This window comes from Mucilaginibacter ginsenosidivorax (assembly GCF_007971525.1).
Lineage (GTDB): Bacteria > Bacteroidota > Bacteroidia > Sphingobacteriales > Sphingobacteriaceae > Mucilaginibacter > Mucilaginibacter ginsenosidivorax.
The window spans coordinates 3062955-3086512 of sequence record NZ_CP042437.1 but is presented as its reverse complement, the minus strand read 5'-3'; the positions used below and the strand labels follow the sequence as shown (position 1 = coordinate 3086512).

Below are 23558 nucleotides of genomic sequence, written 5' to 3'. Positions count from 1 at the left end.
GTTAGCATAAAACCTGACGGTCTTTTTTATTGTAATTTAAGAGAAAAATTTATTGGTTTAAAAATGGGAAAAAGATATATAGTAACGCTTGCTGTTTTTATGATAACAGGTGGCGTTTTAAAAGCGCAAACAGGTACAAACAGCATTTCATCAACCGGGATAACCTCCGGTACGGGGATGGCTTATAACCTGGTTAATAACGAAGATACCAAAGGTAGCCGGTATTTATTTGACGCCTGGGTTAAAGGTTACGTTACCGACGCCAAAGGCAATGCCGTAAACAGCGAGAATTATACATTTAATTATGATAAAATAGGTGGCGCATTGCTATTGAGCCAGGATAAACAAACCGCCATTGCTGTTGATAAAGAACATGTAAAAAACTTTGTTGTTTACAACAAGGCGGATAAGGCAATGGCTTTTGAATATGTGCCTGCAATTGATGCCACACATTATTGTGAAGTATTGGCAGCCGGGAGTAAGTATAAAATATATAAGCTTACAAAAACCAGGTTTATCAAGGCCGATTATAAGAACGACGGGATATCATCAAGCGGTAATAAATATGATGAGTATGTTGATGATCCGGCTTATTACGTAGTTGATGCCAAAACACCGGAACCACAAAAAATTGGCTTAAAAAATAAAGTGATTAAGCAAGCTTTTGCCGCAGATGCAGAAAAGGTAAAAACATTCTTCACCGATCACAAAGACGACGATATTAACGAAGTGTTTTTAGCTGGCCTCGGCAATTACTTGAATCAATAAGTTAAAGTTTGTATTTTGTAAAAAAAAGACCGTTTGTGATTTTAATTTAAAACGGTCTTTTTTAATTAATTTGTATTGTCTGTTTGGTCAAACGCTAAGGTTGAATAATCTGTTCTAATTACCGTGCCTATTGAGTGATAATTGCTACTTCCCGCTGTAACGGGGAAGTAACGTCCTGATACGCTTATTGCGGGGCCATTTGTGTAACTTCCATTTGAAAGATATTCAATGTTGCCGCTTGTAATTAAGCCTTTGTCTCCTTGTAAAAAATAATGGATTGACGCATTATTGGGATCGGGTACGTTAATGAACGTGGATGGAATTGTGTAGGGCGTTTGTCCTGGTAATGGATAGTTAATTTCTGCAAGCGCCCAATGCGACCCAGTGGTTACCCTAATTAGTTTACCCACAGAAATTATAACGCTGCCATTGGTAGATGTGTAGTTGTTTTTTACATAGTCAAAAATATTTGGTCCGGTACCGGTGGCGCCGGATTTTCGGAATGCGTCTGCTGCTTTGAAGTACTTGTCCATGTCTGAATGGATAGAACTGTAGTCTGTATACGAAAATAGCGTTTGTGTAACCTGGAAAACATTTCCGTCGATACCCGTATTTTGATAATCAATCGATGCCCCATTATCTGCATACATTGATTGGCCGAAACATGGAACTCCGTTCACAAGTCCAGGGTATTTTGCGGCGTCATAAGAAAAAGGCGCAATTACGTATACTCCTGACCCGTGGAAAGACGCGTAATAAGTGTCAAAATTCTCACCTGGTTTACGTGCAATAAGCGCCAAGTCTACGTAGGTTGGAGCAGGCAGCGTGTTTACTTTTAGCTTTGTTTCCTTTTCGGAAACTTTAGAATTGGTTGCGGGGCTCCCTTCTTTTTTACAGGATGTTAAGTTAACAAAGAGCGCAAGTGCACCAAATAGCAGGAGGTGTTTTTTCATATTAGTGAATATTTAATTTTCATAAATATTCGCTAATATTCTTATACCCACAATAGGTGAAAACACCTATTGTAAATCTTACTTTTTATCCACGCTATATTTACCCGGCCCTATAAATATTAAGCCGGCAAACACGATGGCGTCTTCAATAGCATGAGCCGCTTCGCCCAGGCCACCGCCTGTGCGTAAGTGCATTAACGCTGCGATAACCAGGTTGATAAATAGTAAAATACATACCGGGCGGAACGCAAGGCCTATAATTAGCAGGAACCCACCCAGTAGTTCCGTAACGGCAGCAAGCAGGCCCCACACCATGGGTAAAAAGTGAATGCCAACATATTTCATCGACCCGCCAAGCTCGGTCCATTCCTTAGCGCCTCCCATCAGCTTAGGGTAGCCGTGATAAATAAACATAATGCCCAAACCCACGCGGATAATTAAAAGGCCAAAGTTTTTGTAGTTGCCTAAATTGCTAAATAATGCCATGTAATAATGAGTAAATTGATGTTTTAGTTTTGTTTGCCCGAAGCCTGTATTTTTAATGCCCGGGCGTTATATAAATTTCAAAAGGCTGTGCTGTTCCCCTACACTAAGGGTTACGTTGCGGCCCAATATGAGGCTACAGTTATCGGGTATATGCCCTGCCGGAAAATTAAAGCATACCGGATAATTATATTGCTGTACAATATCCATAATAATTTCGGGCACGGTTTGGCCAAAGGGAATGTCGTTATCCTTCACATCGGTAAAACCACCAACTACCAGGCCCGCCAGGTTTTTGAGCTTACCTGCCCTGTCAAGGCATCGCAGCATACGGTCGATACTGTAAAGATATTCGCCTACATCCTCAATGAATAACACTTTGCCTGTATAGTTAATATCAGATACCGAGCCCGAGACTGCTACAAGCAACGACAAATTGCCACCGATGAGCAGGCCGTTGCTATCGCCGGTGCGATTAGCCGTATGCGATGTAAATTCGTAAGTCAACTCTTCGCCGAATAGGGCCTTTCGGAGCGTATTTAATGACCGTGCGGAGGCATCGGGAATGTTAACCGGCATTTGCCCGTGAATGGTTTGCATGCCATAATTAGCAAACAAATGTGTATGTAATACCGTAATATCGCTAAAGCCAACAAGCCATTTTGGGTTTTTAGCAAAATAGGTAAAATCTACTTTGTCAATCATCCTAACTGTACCATAACCGCCGCGAGCGGCTATAATGGCTTTTACACTGTCGTCATCAATAAAACGTTGCATATCTTTCGCCCGCAATTCATCATCGCCTGCAAATTGATGGTAGGATGCTGCTACGGTTTCACCTAATATAACTTCCAATCCCCATGATTGTAACAGCGCAACCGCATCTGTCATTGGGTTGGACAGTTTTTTTGCCGGGCATACAATGGCAATTTTATCGCCTTTTTTTAAGTACTGAGGAAGTCCGGAAGTTGGAAAGTCGGGAAGTCCGGAAGTTGGGATGGGCGAAAGCCCGGGATTGGCAGGTGATTCCATATATATACTAAAAATGTTCTGTCTTCCCGCCTTTCGGACTTTCGGACTTTCCGACTCCTCCCCCGACTTTCCGACTAAAAACCTATCTTTGCAAATTATTTATAACGTCGCTTTATTCATGTCACAACTCAACAAATATAAAAGATATACGGTTACTTCTGCATTGCCTTACGCCAATGGTCCTTTACACATTGGCCACCTGGCGGGTGCTTACCTGCCAGCCGATATTTTTGTAAGGCACCTGAGGCTCAAAAAAAAGGATGTGCTATACGTTTGCGGATCTGACGAGCATGGTGCCGCCATTACCATTAAGGCAAAAAAAGAAGGCACTACCCCCCAGGCTATTATTGATAAGTACCACACCCAGATAAAAGAAAGCTTTGAGGAATTTGGGATTGCATTTGACATTTATCACCGTACATCGTCGCCTATACATCATGATTTATCGCAGGAGTTTTTCCTGAACCTTTACGAAAAGGACGAGTTTATCGAAAAATTCAGCGAACAATATTATGACGAGGATTACCAGCAATTTTTGGCAGATAGGTATATCACCGGCACCTGTCCCAACTGCCATAATGAAAATGCCTACGGCGATCAGTGCGAGCGTTGCGGCACATCATTAAACCCAACCGACCTGATAAACCCGGTATCAACCCTGAGTGGCAAAGCGCCGGTTTTAAAACCAACTAAACATTGGTACCTGCCTTTGGATAAATACCAGCCCTGGCTGGAGCAATGGATAGATACCAAAGAAGGCGATTGGAAAACCAACGTATTCGGCCAGTGTAAATCGTGGCTAAAATCGGGCCTGCAACCCCGTTCCATGACCCGCGATTTGGATTGGGGTATTGATGTGCCTTTGGAAGAAGCTAAAGGCAAAAAACTATATGTTTGGATGGATGCGCCGATAGGCTATATCTCGGCCACCAAACAATGGGCTATTGATAACAATAAAGACTGGAAATTATACTGGAAAAAACAAGCCGATGAGCAGGACGATGCCTGTTTGCTGCATTTTATAGGTAAGGATAATATTGTTTTCCACTGTATTATTTTCCCATCCATACTGCACGCGCATGGCGAATACATTTTACCACAAAACGTACCCGCCAACGAGTTTTTAAACCTGGAAGGCGATAAGCTATCCACCTCGCGTAACCACGCAGTTTGGCTACATGAATACCTGGAAGAGTTTCCGGGTAGGCAGGATGAGTTGCGCTATGTATTAACCTCGATTTTACCCGAAACCAGCGATAGTGAATTTACCTGGAAAGATTACCAATCCCGTGTTAATAACGAACTGGTAGCCATACTGGGTAACTTTGTAAACCGGGTAATGACATTGATGCACAAATTTTACGATGGTAAAGTTGAAAGCGCCGCAGGTAAAATTGAGTTAAATGACGAATATCTAAATGAAAAAATTGGTGTTTGCTATGACGAGATAGAGAAAAACCTGGAGGCATACCGCTATCGGCAGGCATTACAGTCGGTTATGGATATTGCCCGCTTAGGTAATGGCTATCTTACCGAGAAAGAACCATGGAAGGCTATTAAAACCGATCCTGAAGGCACAAGGGAGGCGTTACACAACTGTTTGCTCATCATGGGGCACCTGGCTACTGCTGCGCAACCATTTTTGCCTACAACCGCCAAAAAAATCATTGCTATGTTAAACCTGCCAAACCAGGTTATTAATTACGATCAGGAAATCTCTTTTGATAATGGCCATCAGTTGAACGCAGCCCCTTTATTATTTAATAAAATTGAGGATGATGCGATTGAATACCAATTGAAAAAGCTAAACGACAAAAAAGAGGCGGCCACGCCGGTAAAAACAGTAACTGTGGCACCCGCCAAGGAGAATATTAATTTTGAAGGGTTTGCCGCAATGGATATCCGAACCGGAACTATCCTGGCTGCCGAAAAAGTGGCCAAAACCAAAAAGCTGCTTAAGCTGACCATTGATACCGGCATTGACGAGCGCACAGTGGTATCAGGTATTGCCGAATATTACGAGCCGGAAAACATCATCGGGCAAAAAGTGAGTATCCTGGTAAATTTAGAGCCGCGTGAAATAAAAGGCATCGTATCGCAGGGGATGATCCTGATGGCCGAAAACAGCGAAGGCAAATTAAGTTTTGTTGCACCGGTGGAAGATTTTCATACTGGGGCGGTGATTAGGTAGCAGACTATAGATTAACTTCGTTGAGGGCTTCGCCGTTTCAGATGTGCAGATGGAGCAGCATTTCTGTGCCGATAAAAATTTGCCAATAAGGCATGTGATTTTTCAGGTATAATTTGCACCTTTGCAAGCTGATTAAAAGTTCTGGCCTTTTATCCGCCATAACAGGTCCCGTAGTTCAACGGATAGAATAGGAGTTTCCTAAACTCTAGATATGAGTTCGATTCTCGTCGGGACCACAAAATGCCCCACCGTATGCGGAGCATGGGAGTAAAATTGAAAAGCCTTTAGATGAAAATCTGAAGGCTTTTTTCTTAAAGAACAGTTCGATAATTTGTCCGTTGTAAATCTTAATGCGATATTGAAATACTTTTGCACAAGAGTTTAATATTTCTAAATCAATATTGTATGCTAAAAAAACATTCAATTCTATTGGGAATAATTATTTCGTTATTGTTGCTATTTATAGCAACATGGAACTATCCCGGTGGGTCGCAAGTGGACAAAAACTCCGTTGGATATGACTGGAAAAATAATTATATAAGTAATCTTTTCGGTAAAAATGCTGTTAATGGATCAGACAATTCAGCCCGTTTTTGGGCTATAGGAGGAATGATTTTCTTTTCGGCCAGCTTTGCTATATTCTTTGTTGAATTTTCAAAGAAAATACCGGTAAAGGGCGCCTCCAAAGTAATAAAATATGTGGGGGCCGGTGGTATGTTTTTTACTTTTTTAATAGCAACCCCATTGCACGATATTATGATTATTGTAGCCAGTACAATGTTTCTTATAGGTATGTTTTATATCACTGTTTTTGTTTTAAAGTCAAGGCTGCATTTATTTAAATGGCTATGTATTGTTTGTCTCCTTGTGTTTTATTATACACTATACCTTTATGGCTCTGGTAGTCTTAAGTATTTACCAATAATGCAGAAAATTAATTTTGCCACTACAATAGCCCTAATTTTAGGGCTGGCATATTTTACGAAAAAAGAAGATTTTCAACAGATCAATTAAAGGTTTTCTCGTCCTATAAAAAATGTAATCTCCACCTGTATTAATACAACCTGTATTTTTTATTTTCGTGATTCACAATTGCAATATATTAAAAGCCGATGAAGCCAGATTCGCAGAATGTAACAGACTACACCAATGAAAATACCATATTTATGGTTTGGGAGTTTAAGGATAACCCGGTGGTTGGCGATGCTTTTAAAAAGCTTTGCAAGTTGCTTATTAATCTCAACAATTCTGCCAATGTGCGTTTCCCGGTTTCCAGGGCAAGCTGTGTAATGGGTATTGGGTATGAAGCCTGGCTCCGGCTTCAGCTGCCGGTTCCCTTACCTAAAGAACTGGCTGCTTTTGCTCCCATTGTTGGCGCAAAACACACAGCGGTTTCTACCAAAGGAGATTTGCATTTTCATATCAGGGCCGATACTACAAGCATATGTTATGATATGGCATCGGCAATAACAGATGTTTTAAGCCCCGTAGCCGTCAGTACGGACGAAATTCATGGTTTCAGGTATTGGGACAGCCGTTCCATTTTGGGTTTTGTTGACGGTACCGAAAACCCCCAGGGGCCGGATAGGGAGCTTTTTAGTATGATAGGGGATGAAGACCCTGCTTATAAAGCAGGGAGCTACCTTTTTGTACAAAAATACATTCACGATTTAGCAGCCTGGAAAGGGCTGTCGACCGAGCAGCAGGAAAAGGTAATTGGCCGGTCCAAAGCAAATGATATTGAGATGGATGACGATGTAAAACCTTCAAATTCGCATATAGCTTTGGCCAATGTTGGCGATGAACTGAAAATTGTTCGTGATAATATGCCTTTTGGCAATATGTCGGCCAATGAAATGGGCACTTATTTTATAGCCTATGCAAGCACATTCAGCACCGTTCAAAAAATGCTGAATAACATGTTTATTGGCTTGCCTGTTGGAAACTACGACAGGATATTAGATTTCAGTACCCCTAAAACAGGTAGTTTGTATTTTGTGCCGACATTTAACATGATAGATGATTTTTCGTCGGAATAAAATTGCTGTGGCCTTTGCCTGCGGTGCGTGAATTGTAGTTGGGTATTGCAATAGTTTATAGCCTGGTTTAAAACGCTGTACCTAATAATGTGATTTTTAGCATTATCTTTAATTAATGTAATACTTTTAACGGGTACACAAATGGCACACTTTCAGTTTGTTCCGGTAACGCCACATCCTTTACTAAGCCCATACGTTGCAAAAATGTGGGTGTTTGAAAGCAGCGGCCGGCTTCCGGATATGGATAGAAAACTGATTGTCCCGAATGCAAATTTTAAATTGGCGCTTAGCTACCGTAACGGGCTGGTGGCTAATATTGCCGGCAAAGCATTTGTTCAAAGCGAAAATCAGTTAACATTAACAGGCCTGGTTGATACTCCGGTCAACCTTAATCCGCAGGACGATGCACAAACAGGTACAATAGTTATCGAATTTAATCCGCTTGGCGCCTATCGGTTATTTCATTTATCGTACACCGAGGTTAAAAATCAAATTGCTGACCTGGCCGACCTGGTGGGTAACAGCGTAGCAGAGCTTAAATCGCAGCTTACCGATTCAAGCGCTTTAAACCAAAAATTGCAGCTTTTGCAGAGTTTCCTGATCAAACAGCTGGAAAAATCAGCACCAGACCCAATATATGATTATTGCATCAAACGCATATCGGGCTCCAAAGGCCTGGTAAGTGTGGCGCAGCTTGAAAAGGAAACCGGTTACAGTTCGCGATGGCTTCATAATAAATTTTCGGACCACCTGGGCACCGGGCCTAAAAACCTTTCCGAAATAGTGCGGTTTAAACAATTTTACCAGGCGTTTTCTGCCGGCACCAGCCATCAAAGCCTGAAAGAGCAGATTTACCATTATTACCACGACCAATCCCATTTTATCAGGGCTTTTAAAAGGTTTACCGGAACCACGCCGACCGACCTTCAGAACAGCATGAACGAACTTGCTACCAAACATTATACCAGCTGACTTCCGATTTGTACAATACTTAAAGCGCCCGGCGTCTCATCTTTGTTTAAAAATAAATGAAATGGAAACGAAGGATTTCAACAGCAGTATTTCGGCAAAAATCAGCGCAGGCGAGGCGATCAAAAAAATAAGCAATGTGGTGGAGTGGTGGGGAGTAACCTTTACCGGAAGCGCCGAAAAGCAAAACGACCAGTTTATAATAAAGATGGGGGGCGATTCTTTCTTCAACTTTACCGTAAGTGAATTAATTCCGGGTAAAAGAGTTGTTTGGTTAATTACAGATTGCTATATGCCCTGGTATGCCGACAAAAAGGAGTGGGCCAACACCCGGTTGATTTTTGATGTAACGGAGAATAATGGCCTAACAGAGCTGAATTTTACGCATGAAGGCCTTACGCCAGAAATGGAGTGCTACAAGGATTGCGCACCCGGCTGGACCCACTGGATCAACACAAGTTTGTTTTCCTATTTTACTACGGGAAAGGGCGTTTTCCGCAAGCCGTCAATTTAATGGATATCCGAAAGATGCTCATAACAACCATGTCATCACTGTTTTTCCAGCTGAGACGGCGTTTTGAAAAAAAGAAGCCGCCCCATAATTACTTATGAGACGGCTTTTTATTAGGAGGAACAAGGGAGCTTAGTTTTTGTATAGTTTGATGTAAAACACCTGGAAATAGCTGCCTGGGTTGCCATTGCCAACAATGTTTCCTAAAAACCCGATAGATACCACCTGCGGGGTAGTAAGGGTAAACGTAAAGCTTCTTACTTCCCTTGAATTTGGGCTCGTTCCGCCTACGTTGGCGCTATTGTACATGCCAACATACCCTAAGGCCGTAGAAAGGTTGGCAAGTACCGGGAGTCCATTTCCGCCTGCAGCGGCTATACAATAAACAGAAGAATTGGATTGGACTTCTGAATAGGCATCAAATGTAACAATGTAATCGCCAGCGGGCAACGCCGAAGATGTAGGCTGATAAATGATGCCGTTTACAACAGGCGTATTATTCCAGGTTTCCCAGTTAATAACACCGCCTGCATCTGAGCTATAGCCGCCGTTAACGCCATTGTCTTTATTTTTGGCGGCTGCATTGGTAATCCATGGTGCCGCAAGTGTTCCCCATCTTCCATCAAAGGTGGCTCTTTGAAAAGAGCTTGATGTATTTGATAAATATATGCTGGTTACCTCGGCTTTTACGCTGTGGGTTTGGTAATCTACATAAAAGGTATCAATGGCCGTTTTATTAGGTTTAAAAGCTGTACGATAACTGATAGAGCTACCTGCTTTAAATTTAGGCAGGGATGTGCTTAAGCCTGTTGGTACCGATGTTATTAAGGTATCATGCTGCTTGTTGGCTGCGTCGGTATACTTAATCTCCATGGAAATTAAACCGTCATCGGCATTAACATCGGCCCAGTTAATTAAAGCCGATCCATCTGTTTGTAATTCGGCTTTGGCTATACCACGGTTAATAAGCGAGCTTTGGTACAGGCTGCCATATACATTGCCGGCTAAGGTAACCGGGATAGATATATGCCCGGCGTTATCATACGTACGGACCTCGAAGGTCATAACACCTTCGGGTAAACCGGGGATATATAGCCTTGCCGTATCAACGCCCGATGTACGGGTTACCGGTGTAACTATCGAATCCTGTTTGCTGTTCCAATATACGGTGTACTTAACAATTTTTGGATCGGATGTAAAAAGCCCGGTTAATAATACCCGGTTTTTACCCGAGAAAACCTGTACCGAGTCGAGCTTGCCCGGGTATATGATCGGGCCGTTGGGCTCGTATTTGTTTTTGTAATCATCCATTTTAGTGCAGGCGCCCATAACAAATGCCGCTAACACTAAAAGGAAGTATGATGCTATTTTATAATGTTTCATAATCAAAATTTAATTGAAAAAATGTTTGCAAACATTTACTACTTTCCAAATAGGGTAAATTCGCTGATACTCATAAAGTATGATCCTGTCCAGTTGTGCAAGCTCCTGATCCTGATATACCGGTAAGCGCTTATCCCTGCCGGGAAATCAAAACCCCAGCCATCATGCGCGTATTTGTAATCGGCAGCTGTTTCTGTACCCGATGGCGATCCGGATGGTTTTATAATATTACAGGTTAGCAGTTTGGTCCATGAACCATCTAAGGCACCGTTTACATTAGGCGCGTTTGATCCCCATATTTCAAAATCTTTTAAGTTACCCCTTACGTAGTATACATTACCAATCTCCAAGAACGGGTTCATGATAAAGCGGCTCAATATCCGTTGCTTACCTAAATCAAACGTTACCATTTGCGGGCTGCCTGCGCTTTCAACAGTAAATAAGCAATTTGGCCAGCCGCCTGTAAAGTTGCCATCCCAAATTTTGGTAAGGTCGGTATATGAATACAGGTTGGTGGCATCACCGGGCAACACATAAGGCGACCAATCGGATTTTGAAAATTGCTCTTCGTAAAACGGAGTAAGTTTTAGAAATAGGGTATCGGAACGATTTAAAAATCTATCTCTTACAAAAAAAGCGTACTTCCGTTCAACAGCGGGCTGGCCTCTTACAGCCGCCTTAATTAAAACACTGTTACTGTAAATATTATCCATTCCGGTAGGCTGCACAAATTGGTTGTTATTGGCCGTATCAACCATAGGTACAATAGCAAGGTTGTCTTTATTAGGGTTATCGCACGTTACGTTAAAACCACCAAAAGTGGCCGTAACCTTAAGCGACCGGAACGCAAGTATGAATGGCGGGGTTAATGGGTTTACGGTAACAGTAACTGGTGCCGAGGCCTTTTCGCTTGAGTTTACGGCATATAGTTTTACTACGTGTGCCAGGGTATCGCCAAAGCCATCCACAGTTAACGTGTTTGTATAGTGCGATGCAATTACTTCGCGTGTTTTACCCGGCGAGGTTTCATAAACTGCCTTTACGTAAAAAAGATCGGCATCGGTGGGCAGCGTATAGGTTAAACTGGCTTCGCCGTTTTGGTTTTGTACCTGTACGTTGCTAACTACGCCGGGGGCGTTGTTGTTGGTTACTGTGGGTTTATTGAGGGTTTCCTGCTTACAGCCGGTTACTATTATTGCTAATAGGCCCACGTAAAAGGCAACCCGTAATTTCATTGTTTCCATTTTAATGTTTTTATTGTTAAACATATTATTGCTATACATTTACCAGTTAGGGTTTTGCACCAGGTTTTGATTAACCAGCAGGTCGCTTTCCTGTATTGGCCATAAATAATCACGCGGGATCACAAAATGCCTTGAATAGATAGATCTTTCGCGGTAATACAATTCGGGCGAATTTTCGCTTATCGACCATCCTGTTACGTTGCCATTAAGCTCGACACCCGCGGTTTTCCAGCGCAGAAGGTCCCAAAAGCGGTGCCCTTCAAAACAAAGTTCAACGGCGCGTTCGCGCTGAATGATTGACCGCATACCATCTTTGGTAGTGTACTTGGTTGGATTAATGCTATAGTTTGACCATGAATCCTGAACGGTAGGCAAACCGGCCCTCGCCCTTATTCGGTTAATGTAAGTGTATACATCGGCAACAGGCCCCTGCGCTTCGTTCAGCGCTTCGGCATACAGCAAATACAAATCAGAAAGGCGCATTTCGGGCCATGGGTAATTGATGTAGGTAACTGTGGCCCACTCATAGTGCCAGTTAAGCGCCTTTTTCATGTAAAACCCTGCAATGGGTATTGGCGACGACTGGCCTACTTCGGCACCGCGTGCTTTCATCCACCAGGTATTTTCGTCGGTTTTGGTAGGGCTGTTGGCCATATACCATACACCACGGTCAAATCCAAGGTCGGCATAATAACGTGGCTCGCGGTCAAAATTCAACCGGGCCGTGGTTTCGCCTTCTTTGATGTTAAACCGCTCATCATGAGTGCCCACACGCAGTTGCGCTATATTGGTAAAATCAAGCGTTTTATCTTCATTAATAGGCACCCCGTTTTTAGTATAAAACATTTTGGCCATTTTTATAGTAGGCCCCATTAACGGGCGGTTTGCCGATTTTGCAGCATCAGCATTATTAAAATCATACTGACCAGCACACATCGACTGGAAGAATGAATTATAGCCGATGTTGTTATTTGCTGTTAAGCCCCATATCAGCTCATCATTCCATTTTTCGCTCATGGCATTCCTGATGCTCATTTGCGTCATGGTTGTTTGGCTAAGCGGGGTAGTTGGCGCCGGGAAAGTATATAACTGTATGTTTTGAGCTTCGCAAAAATCAATTGCCGCTTTACTCGCATCAGCTGCCAGCTGCCATTTTTGGGCACTGTAGGTAGGGTTAAATAGCTGCTCGCCATCTTTATTCTTGAACGAATTGTAATCGGGATTACCATTAAACAGCGGGCTTGCAGCAGTAACCAGCAACTTTGCTTTCATGCTCAGCGCTGCTCCTTTGGTAACACGGCCCAGTTCGCTGCCTTCGTTCCTGATGCTTAGGGGCAATTTGGCTGCGGCCAGGTCATATAAACCGGCTATATAATTTACAACTTCGTCAACCGGGCGGCGTTTTACCCTTACATCATCTATCGATGCATCAATAGGCAGGTTTTTGTCGATAATAGGGATAGGACCATAAGCCCTGAACAACTGGAAATGATAAAACGCTTTCAGAAACTGGGCTTCGGCAATCCAGCGTTCGCGGGTGTCAATATCCAGGTCGCGCACTTTTGTTACATCACTTACGTTTTCAATAAAAACGTTGCAATCGCGTATGGCCTTGTAGTTTGCGGCTGCGTCGCGGGTGCCGTTCATATAATTGGCAATAGGATCTGATGAGTTTTGGAAGCCTCGCGGCAACTGCAGTACGTTTGTCGGGCGGATGTGTCCGGCCGGGTCTTCTACCCAAACCTCATCGCCGGCAGTAAGGCCTACGTTATAGGTAGGGTCGGTTTCTGTAGGCAGGTATGAGTAACAGGTAAACAGGTATTTTTCCGCCTCGGTTTTTGAAACAAAAGCGTTGGCTATTGTTGATACGTTATCAGGAACAACATCCAGGAATGATTTTTTGCAGGATGATACAGGCAAAATTATCATTAAAGCCACCGATAGCAGGGCGATGTACCCTTTAGGTGCGGGGCTTAATACTGTATGCTTAATTTTTTGTATAAAATTACTTTTCATATAATTGATTTGAAAGCTTTTAAAATTCTACCCTTAAGCCTAAATTAAACACCTTTTGAATTGGGTATCCCAGGCCAGATGTCCCCATTTCCGGGTCCCACAGCTTAAAGCCGCTCACGGTTAACAAATTCAGGCCGTTCAGATAAAGGCGGGCGCTGTTTAAGTGGATACTTTTAAGCTGCTTTTTGGTGAAGTTATAACCGATCTCGGCCGATTTTAAACGTAGAAACGAACCATCCCGTAACCACCATGTTGATGTAGGCGATGTTATCGTTTGACTATTGTTGGGCTGAATGGTGTTGCTTAAGCGGGGCCAAAACGCGTAAGGGTTACGGCTATCTTCTGACCAGTGATCATTTGCTATTGAACTAAGCAGGCCACTTTGATTGCCGGTGTTAAGACCGTTTGACTGCTGCCCGTTTACCAGGTAAAAAGGTGAGATATCTGCCGAATTGATAACAAACGACGACCTGGCCGATCCCTGGAAGAACGCACTGATATCAAAGTTTTTGTAGCCAACAGAAAAGCCAAAACCGTAAATTATTTCAGGCACCTGGGGATAACCAATTGGTACTATATCCGAGCTTGATATTTTGCCATCGCCATTCATATCGCGGTATTTAATATCACCGGCTTTGTAACTGCCAAAACTTTGTACAGGCGAGTTGGCTACATCTACATCGTCAATAAATAAGCGTTCGGCTACAAGGCCGTATATCTGGCTTAATGAATTGCCTACCTTGCTCAGATATTGCAGGTTGGCAGGGTAAACAGGTTCTTCGTTTTTTAACAATTTACTTTTTGCATAAGTAAGCGTACCGCGCGATTGAACCCAAAAAGAGTTGCTGAAGTTTTTCTTATAATCCATAGCGATATCAACGCCCTTGCTTGATGATTTACCGGCATTTGATGAGATATCAGCCTGCAAACCCATAGAGGTGGGGATAGTACTCCTTACCATTAAAATATTATCGCGTTTGTTTTGATAGGCGTCTACAACTAAAGTAAAGGTTTTTGCAATGGTTAAATCCATACCTAAATTGGTTTGCCTTGATTGCTCCCAGGTAATATTTTGGTTTTCATACCGGTTGGTAACCACACCAGGCCTGCTGTAAGTATAATTGGTACCAAACTGGCCGAGGCTGCCATTGTTTAAATTAACATCCGACAGGTAAAAAAACCTGTCATTTGCCGATCCAATCTGATCGTTACCCACTAAACCATACGTAGCCCTGAATTTTAGGTTGTCGATGATTGATAGCATCGGTTCAAAAAACTTTTCGTTTGATATTACCCAGCCCGCACCCACAGACGGGAAGAACCCGAACCGGTGATTACTTGCAAAACGCTCCGACCCGTTGTACCCAAAGTTAAATTCAAGCAGGTAGCGATTGTCATATCCGTAAGTAAACCTGCCCGATACACCCTGGTTGCGCGAGGGCAACGATAATTGTAACGTTGGCGCGTTGGCAGTAAGATAATTACGCATAGTACCGATTAACAAACCACTGATGGCATGCTTTTCGGCAAATGTGCGGTTATAGTTTACAGCAGTTTCGATATAGGTAATGGCGTTGTTTGTGCTTCCACCCGGGCTGTATGTTAAATACTCGGTTGGAATGTTACCTATACTGCCGGCCTGCCCGTTATTAATTAATGTTAAACCATTAAATTGCCCGTTGAGCACGTTTGATTGATAGTAATAAGGGCTATATTGCCGCGAAACTGCAAAGGATGAATAACGCGTTGTATATGCCATTACCCTTGCCGATAAGCCCTTGGTAAGAAAATCAAACTTCTGGTTTAAATTTAACTGCGCTGTCAGGGTACTGGTGGTTGTGTTTTGAAAGCCCGACAGTGATTGCGCGTATGGGTTCATGTACAAGCCGCCGCCCGGTATAATAGCATTACCAAAAAGCGGGTGGTTGGCATACGGCAATAAATTACTGGGGTAAATGGCCGGAAATGCCACCGGGTTACTCCATAACGCATTTAAAAAAGTGTAGCCTCCCCCGCCTATCGGTCCGTGATAGCTATCAAACTGACCTTTTAAACTTACTACGGCTTCGGTAGTTTTGGTGAGGTTTATGGTGGTATTTGATAAAATGGAATACGATTGCAGCTTAATGTTATTGCTAAAACTGTTCAGGCTATTTTCGGCCAGGTTACCGTTGTCAATATTATAGGTCATGGCCAGGTAGTACTTGGCTTTTTCTGACCCGCCATTGGCATTCATGTTGAACCTTTGGTTACTGGTTTTGGTTTTTATCAACTGCTTTATCCAGTTATTGCTGGGATATAGTAATGGGTCATCGCCGTTGGCCGTGTGGTCAATTTTATTTTGCGAGTAAGGCAGGGCACCCAGCGGGTTACGGGTAAGCACGGCTTCGTTGGCAAGCGTCATGTAACTTATGTTATCGGCCAGGTCGATGTTTTTGTTATTGGACGATGTTGAATTCTCGGCACGTACGTTAAACCTCAACGGACCAATGTCGCCCCGTTTGGTGGTTACCAGGATTACACCATTTGCACCACGGGCACCATATAATGATGAGGCGGTGGCATCCTTTAACACCGAAAAACCCGCAATATCATCCGGCTGCAAACGAGCCAGGTCTGTTGGTGTCGATTCGATACCGTCAATCAAAATCAATGGGTCAACTTTACCGGCGCCAAATGTGCCTACGCCCCTGATAAAAAACTGGGCATTATCGGCACCCGGTTCGCCGCTTCGCTGGTACGATATCATCCCCGGTACCACACCGGCAAGCATAGTAGTAAGGTTACTTGAAGGGCCTTTAAGTTGTTTTGGGCTTATGGTGGTGATAGAACTCACTAAGCTCGACTTTTTCTGGGTACCATATGCAACAACGGCAACCTCTTCCAATGCGGTTTTATCGGTACCAATAGTTACATCCAATACATAAGCACCATTTGATGGCTGGTAGTTTTTTAAATCAAATTCCTGTGTTTTAGATCCTACAAATGAAAACGTGATGATGGTTTTATCGGTGCCCTTTAAATTAAGCGTATACTTACCATTAATATCTGATTGGGTACCAAAGCCGGTGCCCTTTATTTTGACACTTACGCCAGGTAGGGTAAGGCCCTTCTCGTCGGTAATGGTACCCCTCAAAACATCGGGCAACGGGGCCTGTGCCTGCTCTTTTTTGGGCGGCGCGGGGGCCGGTTTTTCCACCGGGGCTTTTTCAATCACAATAAGCTGGTCGCGCAGTACATAGCGCAGGCTTTTGCCTTTTAAAAGAAAAGTGAAAACATCCTGCACGCTGGCGTTCTGGAAATCAACGGTAACAAGTTCCCGGTCGTTTAATAAATTGTTACTGTAAAAAACGGTTAGCCCGGTTTGCTTTTTAACAGATTGAAATACATCGGCTAAGCTGATATTAGCCTTTTTGAGTGTTATAGAGCCCGTATTTTGCGTTTGCGCATGGCAAAGCTGGGCGCCCCATAAAAAAATAAAAACAGGCAGTAGCAGCCGCCGGTAAAATAAAATTTTCTCCATAGTTTATCGGTTTATAAATTGGGTTTGTACTAAAGACCGGTTCCGGGAAAAACGGGTGAACGAAAAATTAAAAAATATTTTTGCTAAATGCTTTCAGGTGAAAAATGGAATTTATTAGCCTGAATTAACCAACAAAACCGGGCTTAACAGAAGGCCGGGCTGGTACTGATTAATAAGCGGGTAGATTATCTACCGGGCTAAAAACACTTTGATTACCTTGTGCGCTATTATTTTATGTGTAAAACCCCGTCTTTAATAACAGCATCTACACCGGCAGATGATTTCAGGTTCTGGATAAAAACCTGCACCGGTTTATTTTTTTCGATAGCACCGCTAAGCGAGTTGTCGGCCCGGGCGGCATCGTCAAAAACAACCGGCAAATTAAACCAACGCTGTAGTACTTCGCTTATATCGCGCAGCTTTTGGTTATGAAAATAATACTGGCCGTGCATCCAGGCCAGTTCTGTGGCTGCATCAAAGGGCTGCCTTAAAAAGCCGGTTATGGGTGTGTAAATAGCCTGGTATCCTGGCTTAAGTAAAAGTTTCTCATTATGCTGGCCACTTGTAGCTACACTGCCTTCAACCAGCGAGGTGGTGGTGATATTTGACGGGTAACTATTTACGTTAAATTCGGTGCCAAGCACCTGTACGTTTGTTTGGGCCGTATGAACAATAAAAGGGTGTGCGGCGTTTTTTGCAACTTTAAAAAATGCTTCGCCGGTTAAGTAAACTTCGCGGTTGGTACCAGTAAATGAAAATGGGAAACGCAGGCTTGAGGCCGAATTAAGCCAAACCAGTGTGCCATCTGATAAAGTTATCTGGTAGTCTAATTCCGCCGGGATGGTAAGGGTATTCCAATTTTGGGTTTTGTCGTCACCAGTTGTATAACTTAAACCATTGGCGCCTTTTTTTAAATTGGCAAAGGGGGTATTGATTACGTTTTTAGCTGTATCTGATAAGTTAATTTGCTGCCCGTTGGCCATACGTAGTTCAATCGCTGGCTTTTTTCTTTGTTTTACAGCTACTGGGTTGGTAACCGGTTTAGCCTGCCAAAAATAAATGGCCGAAAGCGTTATGCACAACAAAGCAGCTATAGAGATCCAGCTGATAAACCCTTTTTGTTTGGGTTGAATTGATTTTATCTGCTCAATTTGTGGCTCAATTTTATCCCAGGCTGCATTTTCGTTAATATTATCAAAAAAGGATTGGGCTTTATCAGTAGCCAATTCCTCTTGCATTTCGTTCCAGAGTTTTGCAACCCCGGGGTCTGTAAGTATTGCCTGCTGAAGTATATGGTTGTCCTCTTCACTTATCGCCCCTGCAATTTTGTCAATTATTAGCTCCTGAATATATGTTTTATTATATGTCATTATATATAAGACCAGATTATGAATAAAAGGGTGAACTACCTGATGGTTTTTATACCATCGCGCATTGTTTTAATGGCAAGCTTCAGGTGTGTTTTCAACGAATTAATGCTGATTCCCATTTCATAGGCAGCTTCTTTATACTTCTTATTTTGATAATGTACCAAAGTTACGGCCTGGAATCGTTGTACCGACAGATCGGCCATTATCTCGTCTACATTAATTTCGCACACTGTAACTTCCTGTTCCTCTTCTATTTCCGAAACGGTATATTGATAATCGGCTAATTTTTTTTGTCGCTGCGTTTCCTTCTCAATTGCCTTCAGGCAACGGTTCCGGATGGCTGTTGTTAAATACGCTTTTAAGGATGAATTGATGTTGTTAAATAATTTCCTCTCCCAAAAGTCGACAAAAAAAGCCTGAACCATATCCTCTGCTTCCATTTCATCTTTTAAAATATAAAAGGCCGATACGATGAGGAGTTTATAATATTTTTTGAATAGCAGTTCCAGGGCCTCCTTGTTGCCCACTATTAACAACTCCATAATTTGAGTATCATTCAGGATTTTCATGAAACGGTTTTAACTGGTTAAAAATCAACAGACAGGCGTCTATTGAAAGCTAAGGTATAATATTATTGTCAAAAACACAATTAAAAATAAAATCATGAAAATAATTTATTGTTGCCTGCCAATTGGGGGAATATCTGCGTGGTAGTGTTAACAAATACCTGAATCGGGAGGACTGAATAATATCAATAATATAAACACGTGGCATTCCTGCGAATTTTAAGATAAATACTACTGAGAATGCAGCGTTTTGCAAGCACTTTTGCTAACAAAATATAATTGGCAGGCACGAAGGATTGGGGTGATATTGTTGTAAAAAAACGGCGAGTAATTATTTAAAAATTACAAATATTAAGTGTTGTTTAAACAATAATGGAGTAAGAAAACAGTCTTTTGGGGCTTTTTAACCTATTACAACCGGATGCAAAAGAATCAGCTTAACCTGCTAAATCGATATTAATTTCGGGCTTAAATGACAGGTTGGGATGAATTTATGCCAGATAACCCGTTTACAAAAAATAAGCCGGATTGTGATAACAATCCGGCTTTTACTGAGGTAATTGAATGTATTAATTGTGCAGTACCTTATTTATGTTAAGACTGCCATCGCTTGCATCGCTGAAGTACAAGGAATATATTTTACCGGCTTGAAGATCTGCTATATTAAAGTTGCCTATGTTTTTCCTGGAGGCGGTTCCGTACAATTGTACAGATAGTGTTCCCGGATCGACATATTTGTAACCACTTGCAATGTTCCTGCTGATATTGGTTACAAGGTCATCACCCGACGCATCTTTGATATTGATATCCGACGGCGCGTTATCGCTTAAATGGATAAACTTAATTTTTACCTTGCCATTGTTAGGCGTGGCCAGGTCATCTTCAAAAGATTTAACCCTGGCCGATGAACCTTTGCCCGCCATATATACCGTAAAGCTTACGCCGTTAGTAGTATAAAGTTCGCCGGATGCGTAAACATTGCTTGATCCTTCATCTTTGAATTCCATAACCAGCCTTTTTCCGGAGGCGGTGGTAATGTAGGGCGAAGCATCGGTATATTTAAGTCCGCCGTTTACCAATACCGAGTTGGCAATTGTAAAACTCTGCGGCCCCGAGGTAGATGCCGCATTAACTACTTTGATGTTGAATTGCCCCGAAGGATCGATAGTGTTTTTTTTGCAGGACGAAAAAGATACGGCGGTTGTAAGCAGGGCTATGCCCGTTAACACTTTCTTATAAATTGCTGATGTTTTCATGTTGATTTTTAATGCTTTTTTCATGTAGGATGATAGTTTCTGTGATTTCGTTTACCCGGCAGGGCTTACATATATTTTACTTTGATGTCAACTTTGGCCGTTGCTTTTAAATCAACTTTAAAGTCGTCGAAGGTTGGCTTTTTGAGCTTTTCCATAAAGAAGTTGGAGAAGCCGAAGCCCTCTTTGGGCATTCTTATCAAATTCTTGTCGATTTTCCCGTTTTCGTTTTCATCGTCGATGAGAGTTATACCATAAGTTCCCGACTCCAGCCCTACCATTACCGTGAGCGTGCCGTTATTTAGTGCCTTTTTATCGAATGTGAGTTTTTTGTAAGGCTGCTCATTGTTGTAACTTTCATTATCCTTAAAAACATTGAGAATGATTTTGCCCTTAGGGGACCTGATACCAGTGACTTTTACCGGTGTTTCCCGTACTTGTGTATAAGAAGTAAGGAAGATAAACAGCAAGCCCGCAAGCGTGTTAAGGCATAATACAGTTGTTTTTTTCATAGTTGTAAAATTTAATTTTAACATTATTTGAAGGCGAAGGTATTGGTACCGCCTATAGCTGGTTATCAAAAACACATCGAAACGGGCATAATTGCACCCGAAGGTTAAGCTCATGAATCTGAATGAAACGTCGCCTTATGTTGATAGTCGCCTCATTGACGGTATAGTTTGTCTTATTCAGGCAGCGTTGATGGAATGCTAATTTTAAAGTTGCCGGTAAGGGTACCTGAATTGCAGGCGCCGGCTATTCAATTGCCCTTTTAGCCTGTCGCCCGGGCAGTTGGGGGCTGGTTTTGCCCGCTTCGGCTCATGATAAATGCATACGTGTAATCTATTAGCTACATTTGTTTATATGCAGGAAAGTTTGCCCGTAAAACGTTTAAATCGCTTAAGCTGGTTGCTATCGGTAATTATCGGCGTTATCTTTTATCTTATCATTTCCCGCAGCGGTTCTGCCGAGCCGGTGTTTCCCTATACATTGCTAACCATGTCGGGAATTTTAGTGGTTGGTTATGCAGATGTTGGCCTTATGCTCCTTTTACTACCCTGGTTTCAGTTGCGGTCAAAAAAATTCACCATATACCGCCGCCTGTTAACCTACCCTGCAAGTGTATTTATTTACCTGGCGCTATGGCCCGTATTTGCCTATGTGGCACATAAAAAATGGTCCTTTGGGGATGTTGGTTTGTTTTTTGCCTTTGTTGGCTCCGGCATCGTAATTAACACCATGATCATGATTTTGCACGATTCTGTTTTGCTATATGAGCATAAACTATATAGCGAGCTGGAGCTTTCCAGGCTAAAGGCAGCCAATGCCGAAGCTACCAACCTGCTGCTAAAACAGCAGATACAACCTCATTTTTTGTTCAATGCGTTAAATACATTGAAAGCGTTATATCATAAAGATGTGCAAACTGCCGATACCTATATTGTGCACATGGCCAACTTTTTAAGGGCATCTATATTTCATCATACATCAAACGTAGCAAAACTGGAAGATGAAGTGAGCCTTTTGTTGGATTACCTGGAAATGCAGCGGATAAGGTTTGGTGCCGCGCTCAATTGCACCATAACGCTGCCCGAAGAAACTTTAAAAGAGTACTATCTGCCATCGTTTTCGTTGCAGCCATTATTAGAGAATGCCATTAAGCACAATAATTTTACCCGCGAAGATCCGCTTTGTGTAACCATTAGCCAGCAGGACGACTGGCTGGTTATCAGCAATAACAGGCAGGTAAAAAATATTAAAGTTGCATCAACCAATTACGGCCTGGCCAACCTGGCCGAAAGGTACCACATATGGTCGGGGGATGATATTATCATTAAAGAAGAACAGAACTCGTTTTCGGTATCTATAAAATTTTTAAAAAATGAACATCGTAATTATTGAAGATGAAGGCCTGGTTGCCGATGACCTGGAACTGAACATTAGGAAACTGATGGATGAGCCTGTTGATATTGTACAAATCAAGTCGGTAAAAGAGGGCCTCGCGTATTTTAAAACAGCCGATGCGCCGGACCTGATTTTTAGCGATATCCAATTAGGTGATGGGCTTAGCTTTGAAATTTTTGTTGCCGGATTGGTAGCCGTTCCCGTAGTTTTTTGCACCGCTTATGACGAATATGCCTTAGACGCTTTTAAGGCCAATGGGATAGATTATATTCTGAAGCCATTTACCAGTAAAACGCTGAACGATGCCCTTCAAAAATACAGGCGGTTAAAAGAGCTGTTCTCCACAGACCAAACACCACAGTATGAAGCTCTGATACAGATGCTGGCGGGAAAAGAGAAGCAAAAGGCCGCCTCGGTGCTGGTTTATCACCAGGATAAGATCATCCCGGTTAGCCTGGACGATATTGCTATGTTTTACCTGGCCAACGAAATTACCCACCTGCTTACATTTTCGGGGAAAACGTTTTATCCCAATAAAAATCTTGATGAGTTGGAGCGCATCTCCGGAAATTACTTCTTCAGGGCAAACAGGCAATACCTGATTTGCCGGAAGGCTATAAAAGATGTATCTAATTTTTTTTCGCGAAAACTTTCCATAAACCTCAACGTGCCATTTGCCGAAAAGGTTATTGTTAGCAAAGGCAAGGCCCCGCAATTTTTGAGCTGGCTTGCAAAAGGCTGATACGCATTGTTAGCCGGCTACAGTTTCCCAATTAAACTTTCGATACTTTTTCAACTTTTTTGTGCCCGGCATCTCCCGCTTCCGGCTTTAATTTGTCCGTTTCGGCCTCCTTTTGTTATTAAACTGTGCATGTATAGTGCAACTTTGGTGCCTGTGAATGCGTGGTTAGCAGCCGCTTTAACATCACCGGGCAATTCATAAAAAATTAATTTTAATCGCTTCGTCGCAAGAAAAACGGCCATGTTTGAAATTTTTAAAACTAATGTCAAAAACCCGGCGCACGCAAATGCACTGGTTGTAGTGCTGCAACATTATTTGCCTTTTGCCGAAATAAACTTCGACTTGGATGATTGCGATAGCATACTGAGGGTGAAGGGTGACAAATTTTGCCCCATAAATATCATTCAGCTACTGGCCGACCTTGGCTTTGAATGCCATATATTAGAATAATAGCCTGTTGAGATGCCAACTTACTTTAAGTGCTCCGGCCGTATCACAAACCTTTTATGCCAGTTTGATCAATGCAATTGAACAGAAGGATCTTAATCGCTGAAAATATTTTCGATTTCCCTTTAATTAGCCTTAGCTTGGTATAATTGAATAGCATGTT

At 42.4% G+C, this 23558-nt stretch carries 20 protein-coding genes and 1 tRNA gene; 10 read left to right on the top strand and 11 right to left on the bottom strand.

Annotated elements, in window-relative coordinates; all coding sequences use genetic code 11:
* The first annotated feature begins 63 nt into the window (after positions 1–63).
* Positions 64–768 (top strand): hypothetical protein, encoded by a 705-nt coding sequence (locus tag FSB76_RS12825; RefSeq protein WP_147053954.1) that lies wholly within the window; start codon positions 64–66, stop codon positions 766–768.
* Positions 769–833: 65 nt separating this feature from the next.
* On the opposite strand, the gene FSB76_RS12820 is transcribed toward FSB76_RS12825, so the two are convergent.
* From FSB76_RS12820 to FSB76_RS12810, 3 genes are all read right to left on the bottom strand, one after another.
* Positions 834–1721: a hypothetical protein gene (locus FSB76_RS12820; protein WP_147053953.1), complete on the bottom strand. Its 888-nt coding sequence runs from the start codon at positions 1719–1721 to the stop codon at positions 834–836.
* Between the two features lie 78 nt (positions 1722–1799).
* Positions 1800–2207 (bottom strand): DoxX family protein, encoded by a 408-nt coding sequence (locus tag FSB76_RS12815; protein ID WP_147053952.1) that lies wholly within the window; start codon positions 2205–2207, stop codon positions 1800–1802.
* A 66-nt stretch (positions 2208–2273) separates the two neighbouring features.
* A complete protein-coding gene (locus FSB76_RS12810) occupies positions 2274–3236 on the bottom strand; it encodes a S66 peptidase family protein (RefSeq protein ID WP_147053951.1) in 963 nt (320 codons plus the stop codon).
* Between the two features lie 118 nt (positions 3237–3354).
* On the opposite strand from FSB76_RS12810, the gene metG reads away from it, so the two are divergent.
* The 6 genes from metG (at position 3355) to FSB76_RS12780 (ending at position 8949) form a co-directional block, all read left to right on the top strand.
* Positions 3355–5427: a methionine--tRNA ligase gene (gene metG, locus FSB76_RS12805; RefSeq protein WP_147053950.1), complete on the top strand. Its 2073-nt coding sequence runs from the start codon at positions 3355–3357 to the stop codon at positions 5425–5427.
* 164 nt (positions 5428–5591) lie between these two features.
* Positions 5592–5663, top strand: a tRNA-Arg gene (locus tag FSB76_RS12800).
* A 169-nt stretch (positions 5664–5832) separates the two neighbouring features.
* The gene (locus FSB76_RS12795; RefSeq protein WP_147053949.1) at positions 5833–6441 is read left to right on the top strand and encodes a hypothetical protein; all 609 of its coding nucleotides are present in this window, start codon (positions 5833–5835) and stop codon (positions 6439–6441) included.
* A gap of 98 nt (positions 6442–6539) precedes the next feature.
* Entirely contained in the window at positions 6540–7466 is a 927-nt protein-coding gene (locus FSB76_RS12790) for a Dyp-type peroxidase (protein ID WP_147053948.1), read from the top strand.
* Positions 7467–7607: 141 nt separating this feature from the next.
* The gene (locus tag FSB76_RS12785; protein ID WP_147053947.1) at positions 7608–8438 is read left to right on the top strand and encodes a helix-turn-helix domain-containing protein; all 831 of its coding nucleotides are present in this window, start codon (positions 7608–7610) and stop codon (positions 8436–8438) included.
* A gap of 61 nt (positions 8439–8499) precedes the next feature.
* The gene (locus FSB76_RS12780) at positions 8500–8949 is read left to right on the top strand and encodes an SRPBCC family protein (RefSeq protein ID WP_147053946.1); all 450 of its coding nucleotides are present in this window, start codon (positions 8500–8502) and stop codon (positions 8947–8949) included.
* Positions 8950–9078: 129 nt separating this feature from the next.
* Here the strand turns inward: FSB76_RS12780 and FSB76_RS12775 are convergent, their stop codons facing one another.
* The 8 genes from FSB76_RS12775 to FSB76_RS12740 form a co-directional block, all read right to left on the bottom strand.
* A complete protein-coding gene (locus FSB76_RS12775) occupies positions 9079–10329 on the bottom strand; it encodes a DUF4998 domain-containing protein (RefSeq protein WP_147053945.1) in 1251 nt (416 codons plus the stop codon).
* A gap of 38 nt (positions 10330–10367) precedes the next feature.
* Entirely contained in the window at positions 10368–11573 is a 1206-nt protein-coding gene (locus FSB76_RS12770; RefSeq protein WP_147053944.1) for a DUF5000 domain-containing lipoprotein, read from the bottom strand.
* Between the two features lie 39 nt (positions 11574–11612).
* The gene (locus FSB76_RS12765) at positions 11613–13589 is read right to left on the bottom strand and encodes a RagB/SusD family nutrient uptake outer membrane protein (protein WP_147053943.1); all 1977 of its coding nucleotides are present in this window, start codon (positions 13587–13589) and stop codon (positions 11613–11615) included.
* Positions 13590–13608: 19 nt separating this feature from the next.
* Positions 13609–17112, bottom strand: coding sequence for a TonB-dependent receptor (locus tag FSB76_RS12760; RefSeq protein ID WP_147053942.1), 3504 nt, complete (start codon positions 17110–17112; stop codon positions 13609–13611).
* A gap of 227 nt (positions 17113–17339) precedes the next feature.
* Positions 17340–18482 (bottom strand): FecR family protein, encoded by a 1143-nt coding sequence (locus FSB76_RS32130; protein ID WP_158642895.1) that lies wholly within the window; start codon positions 18480–18482, stop codon positions 17340–17342.
* Between the two features lie 35 nt (positions 18483–18517).
* Entirely contained in the window at positions 18518–19051 is a 534-nt protein-coding gene (locus FSB76_RS12750; RefSeq protein WP_147053941.1) for a sigma-70 family RNA polymerase sigma factor, read from the bottom strand.
* Positions 19052–19617: 566 nt separating this feature from the next.
* The gene (locus tag FSB76_RS12745; RefSeq protein ID WP_225976498.1) at positions 19618–20328 is read right to left on the bottom strand and encodes a DUF4397 domain-containing protein; all 711 of its coding nucleotides are present in this window, start codon (positions 20326–20328) and stop codon (positions 19618–19620) included.
* Positions 20329–20369: 41 nt separating this feature from the next.
* Positions 20370–20813 carry a DUF2141 domain-containing protein gene (locus FSB76_RS12740; RefSeq protein WP_158642894.1) on the bottom strand — a complete coding sequence of 148 codons (444 nt, stop codon included), beginning with the start codon at positions 20811–20813 and terminating at the stop codon, positions 20370–20372.
* Between the two features lie 352 nt (positions 20814–21165).
* Between FSB76_RS12740 and FSB76_RS12735 the strand changes: the two genes are divergently transcribed.
* From FSB76_RS12735 to FSB76_RS12725, 3 genes are all read left to right on the top strand, one after another.
* On the top strand, positions 21166–22203 hold the full coding sequence (locus tag FSB76_RS12735; protein WP_147053939.1) for a sensor histidine kinase: 1038 nt from the start codon (positions 21166–21168) through the stop codon (positions 22201–22203).
* The gene (locus tag FSB76_RS12730; protein ID WP_147053938.1) at positions 22184–22948 is read left to right on the top strand and encodes a LytR/AlgR family response regulator transcription factor; all 765 of its coding nucleotides are present in this window, start codon (positions 22184–22186) and stop codon (positions 22946–22948) included. Before FSB76_RS12735 ends, FSB76_RS12730 begins: the two co-directional genes overlap by 20 nt.
* 240 nt (positions 22949–23188) lie before the next feature.
* A complete protein-coding gene (locus tag FSB76_RS12725; RefSeq protein WP_147053937.1) occupies positions 23189–23398 on the top strand; it encodes a hypothetical protein in 210 nt (69 codons plus the stop codon).
* Positions 23399–23558: the final 160 nt, after the last annotated feature.

Coding starts and splice junctions, on each gene's coding strand:
- FSB76_RS12760 (WP_147053942.1), bottom strand. CDS start 17,112: ATGGAGAAAATTTTATTTTACCGGCGGCTGCTACTGCCTGTTTTTATT.
- FSB76_RS12825 (WP_147053954.1), top strand. CDS start 64: ATGGGAAAAAGATATATAGTAACGCTTGCTGTTTTTATGATAACAGGT.
- FSB76_RS12765 (WP_147053943.1), bottom strand. CDS start 13,589: ATGAAAAGTAATTTTATACAAAAAATTAAGCATACAGTATTAAGCCCC.
- FSB76_RS12780 (WP_147053946.1), top strand. CDS start 8,500: ATGGAAACGAAGGATTTCAACAGCAGTATTTCGGCAAAAATCAGCGCA.
- FSB76_RS12775 (WP_147053945.1), bottom strand. CDS start 10,329: ATGAAACATTATAAAATAGCATCATACTTCCTTTTAGTGTTAGCGGCA.
- FSB76_RS12820 (WP_147053953.1), bottom strand. CDS start 1,721: ATGAAAAAACACCTCCTGCTATTTGGTGCACTTGCGCTCTTTGTTAAC.
- FSB76_RS12725 (WP_147053937.1), top strand. CDS start 23,189: ATGTTTGAAATTTTTAAAACTAATGTCAAAAACCCGGCGCACGCAAAT.
- FSB76_RS12735 (WP_147053939.1), top strand. CDS start 21,166: ATGCAGGAAAGTTTGCCCGTAAAACGTTTAAATCGCTTAAGCTGGTTG.
- FSB76_RS12770 (WP_147053944.1), bottom strand. CDS start 11,573: ATGGAAACAATGAAATTACGGGTTGCCTTTTACGTGGGCCTATTAGCA.
- FSB76_RS12810 (WP_147053951.1), bottom strand. CDS start 3,236: ATGGAATCACCTGCCAATCCCGGGCTTTCGCCCATCCCAACTTCCGGA.
- FSB76_RS12730 (WP_147053938.1), top strand. CDS start 22,184: ATGAACATCGTAATTATTGAAGATGAAGGCCTGGTTGCCGATGACCTG.
- FSB76_RS12790 (WP_147053948.1), top strand. CDS start 6,540: ATGAAGCCAGATTCGCAGAATGTAACAGACTACACCAATGAAAATACC.
- FSB76_RS12750 (WP_147053941.1), bottom strand. CDS start 19,051: ATGAAAATCCTGAATGATACTCAAATTATGGAGTTGTTAATAGTGGGC.
- FSB76_RS32130 (WP_158642895.1), bottom strand. CDS start 18,482: ATGACATATAATAAAACATATATTCAGGAGCTAATAATTGACAAAATT.
- FSB76_RS12740 (WP_158642894.1), bottom strand. CDS start 20,813: ATGAAAAAAACAACTGTATTATGCCTTAACACGCTTGCGGGCTTGCTG.
- metG (WP_147053950.1), top strand. CDS start 3,355: ATGTCACAACTCAACAAATATAAAAGATATACGGTTACTTCTGCATTG.
- FSB76_RS12795 (WP_147053949.1), top strand. CDS start 5,833: ATGCTAAAAAAACATTCAATTCTATTGGGAATAATTATTTCGTTATTG.
- FSB76_RS12815 (WP_147053952.1), bottom strand. CDS start 2,207: ATGGCATTATTTAGCAATTTAGGCAACTACAAAAACTTTGGCCTTTTA.
- FSB76_RS12785 (WP_147053947.1), top strand. CDS start 7,608: ATGGCACACTTTCAGTTTGTTCCGGTAACGCCACATCCTTTACTAAGC.
- FSB76_RS12745 (WP_225976498.1), bottom strand. CDS start 20,328: ATGAAAAAAGCATTAAAAATCAACATGAAAACATCAGCAATTTATAAG.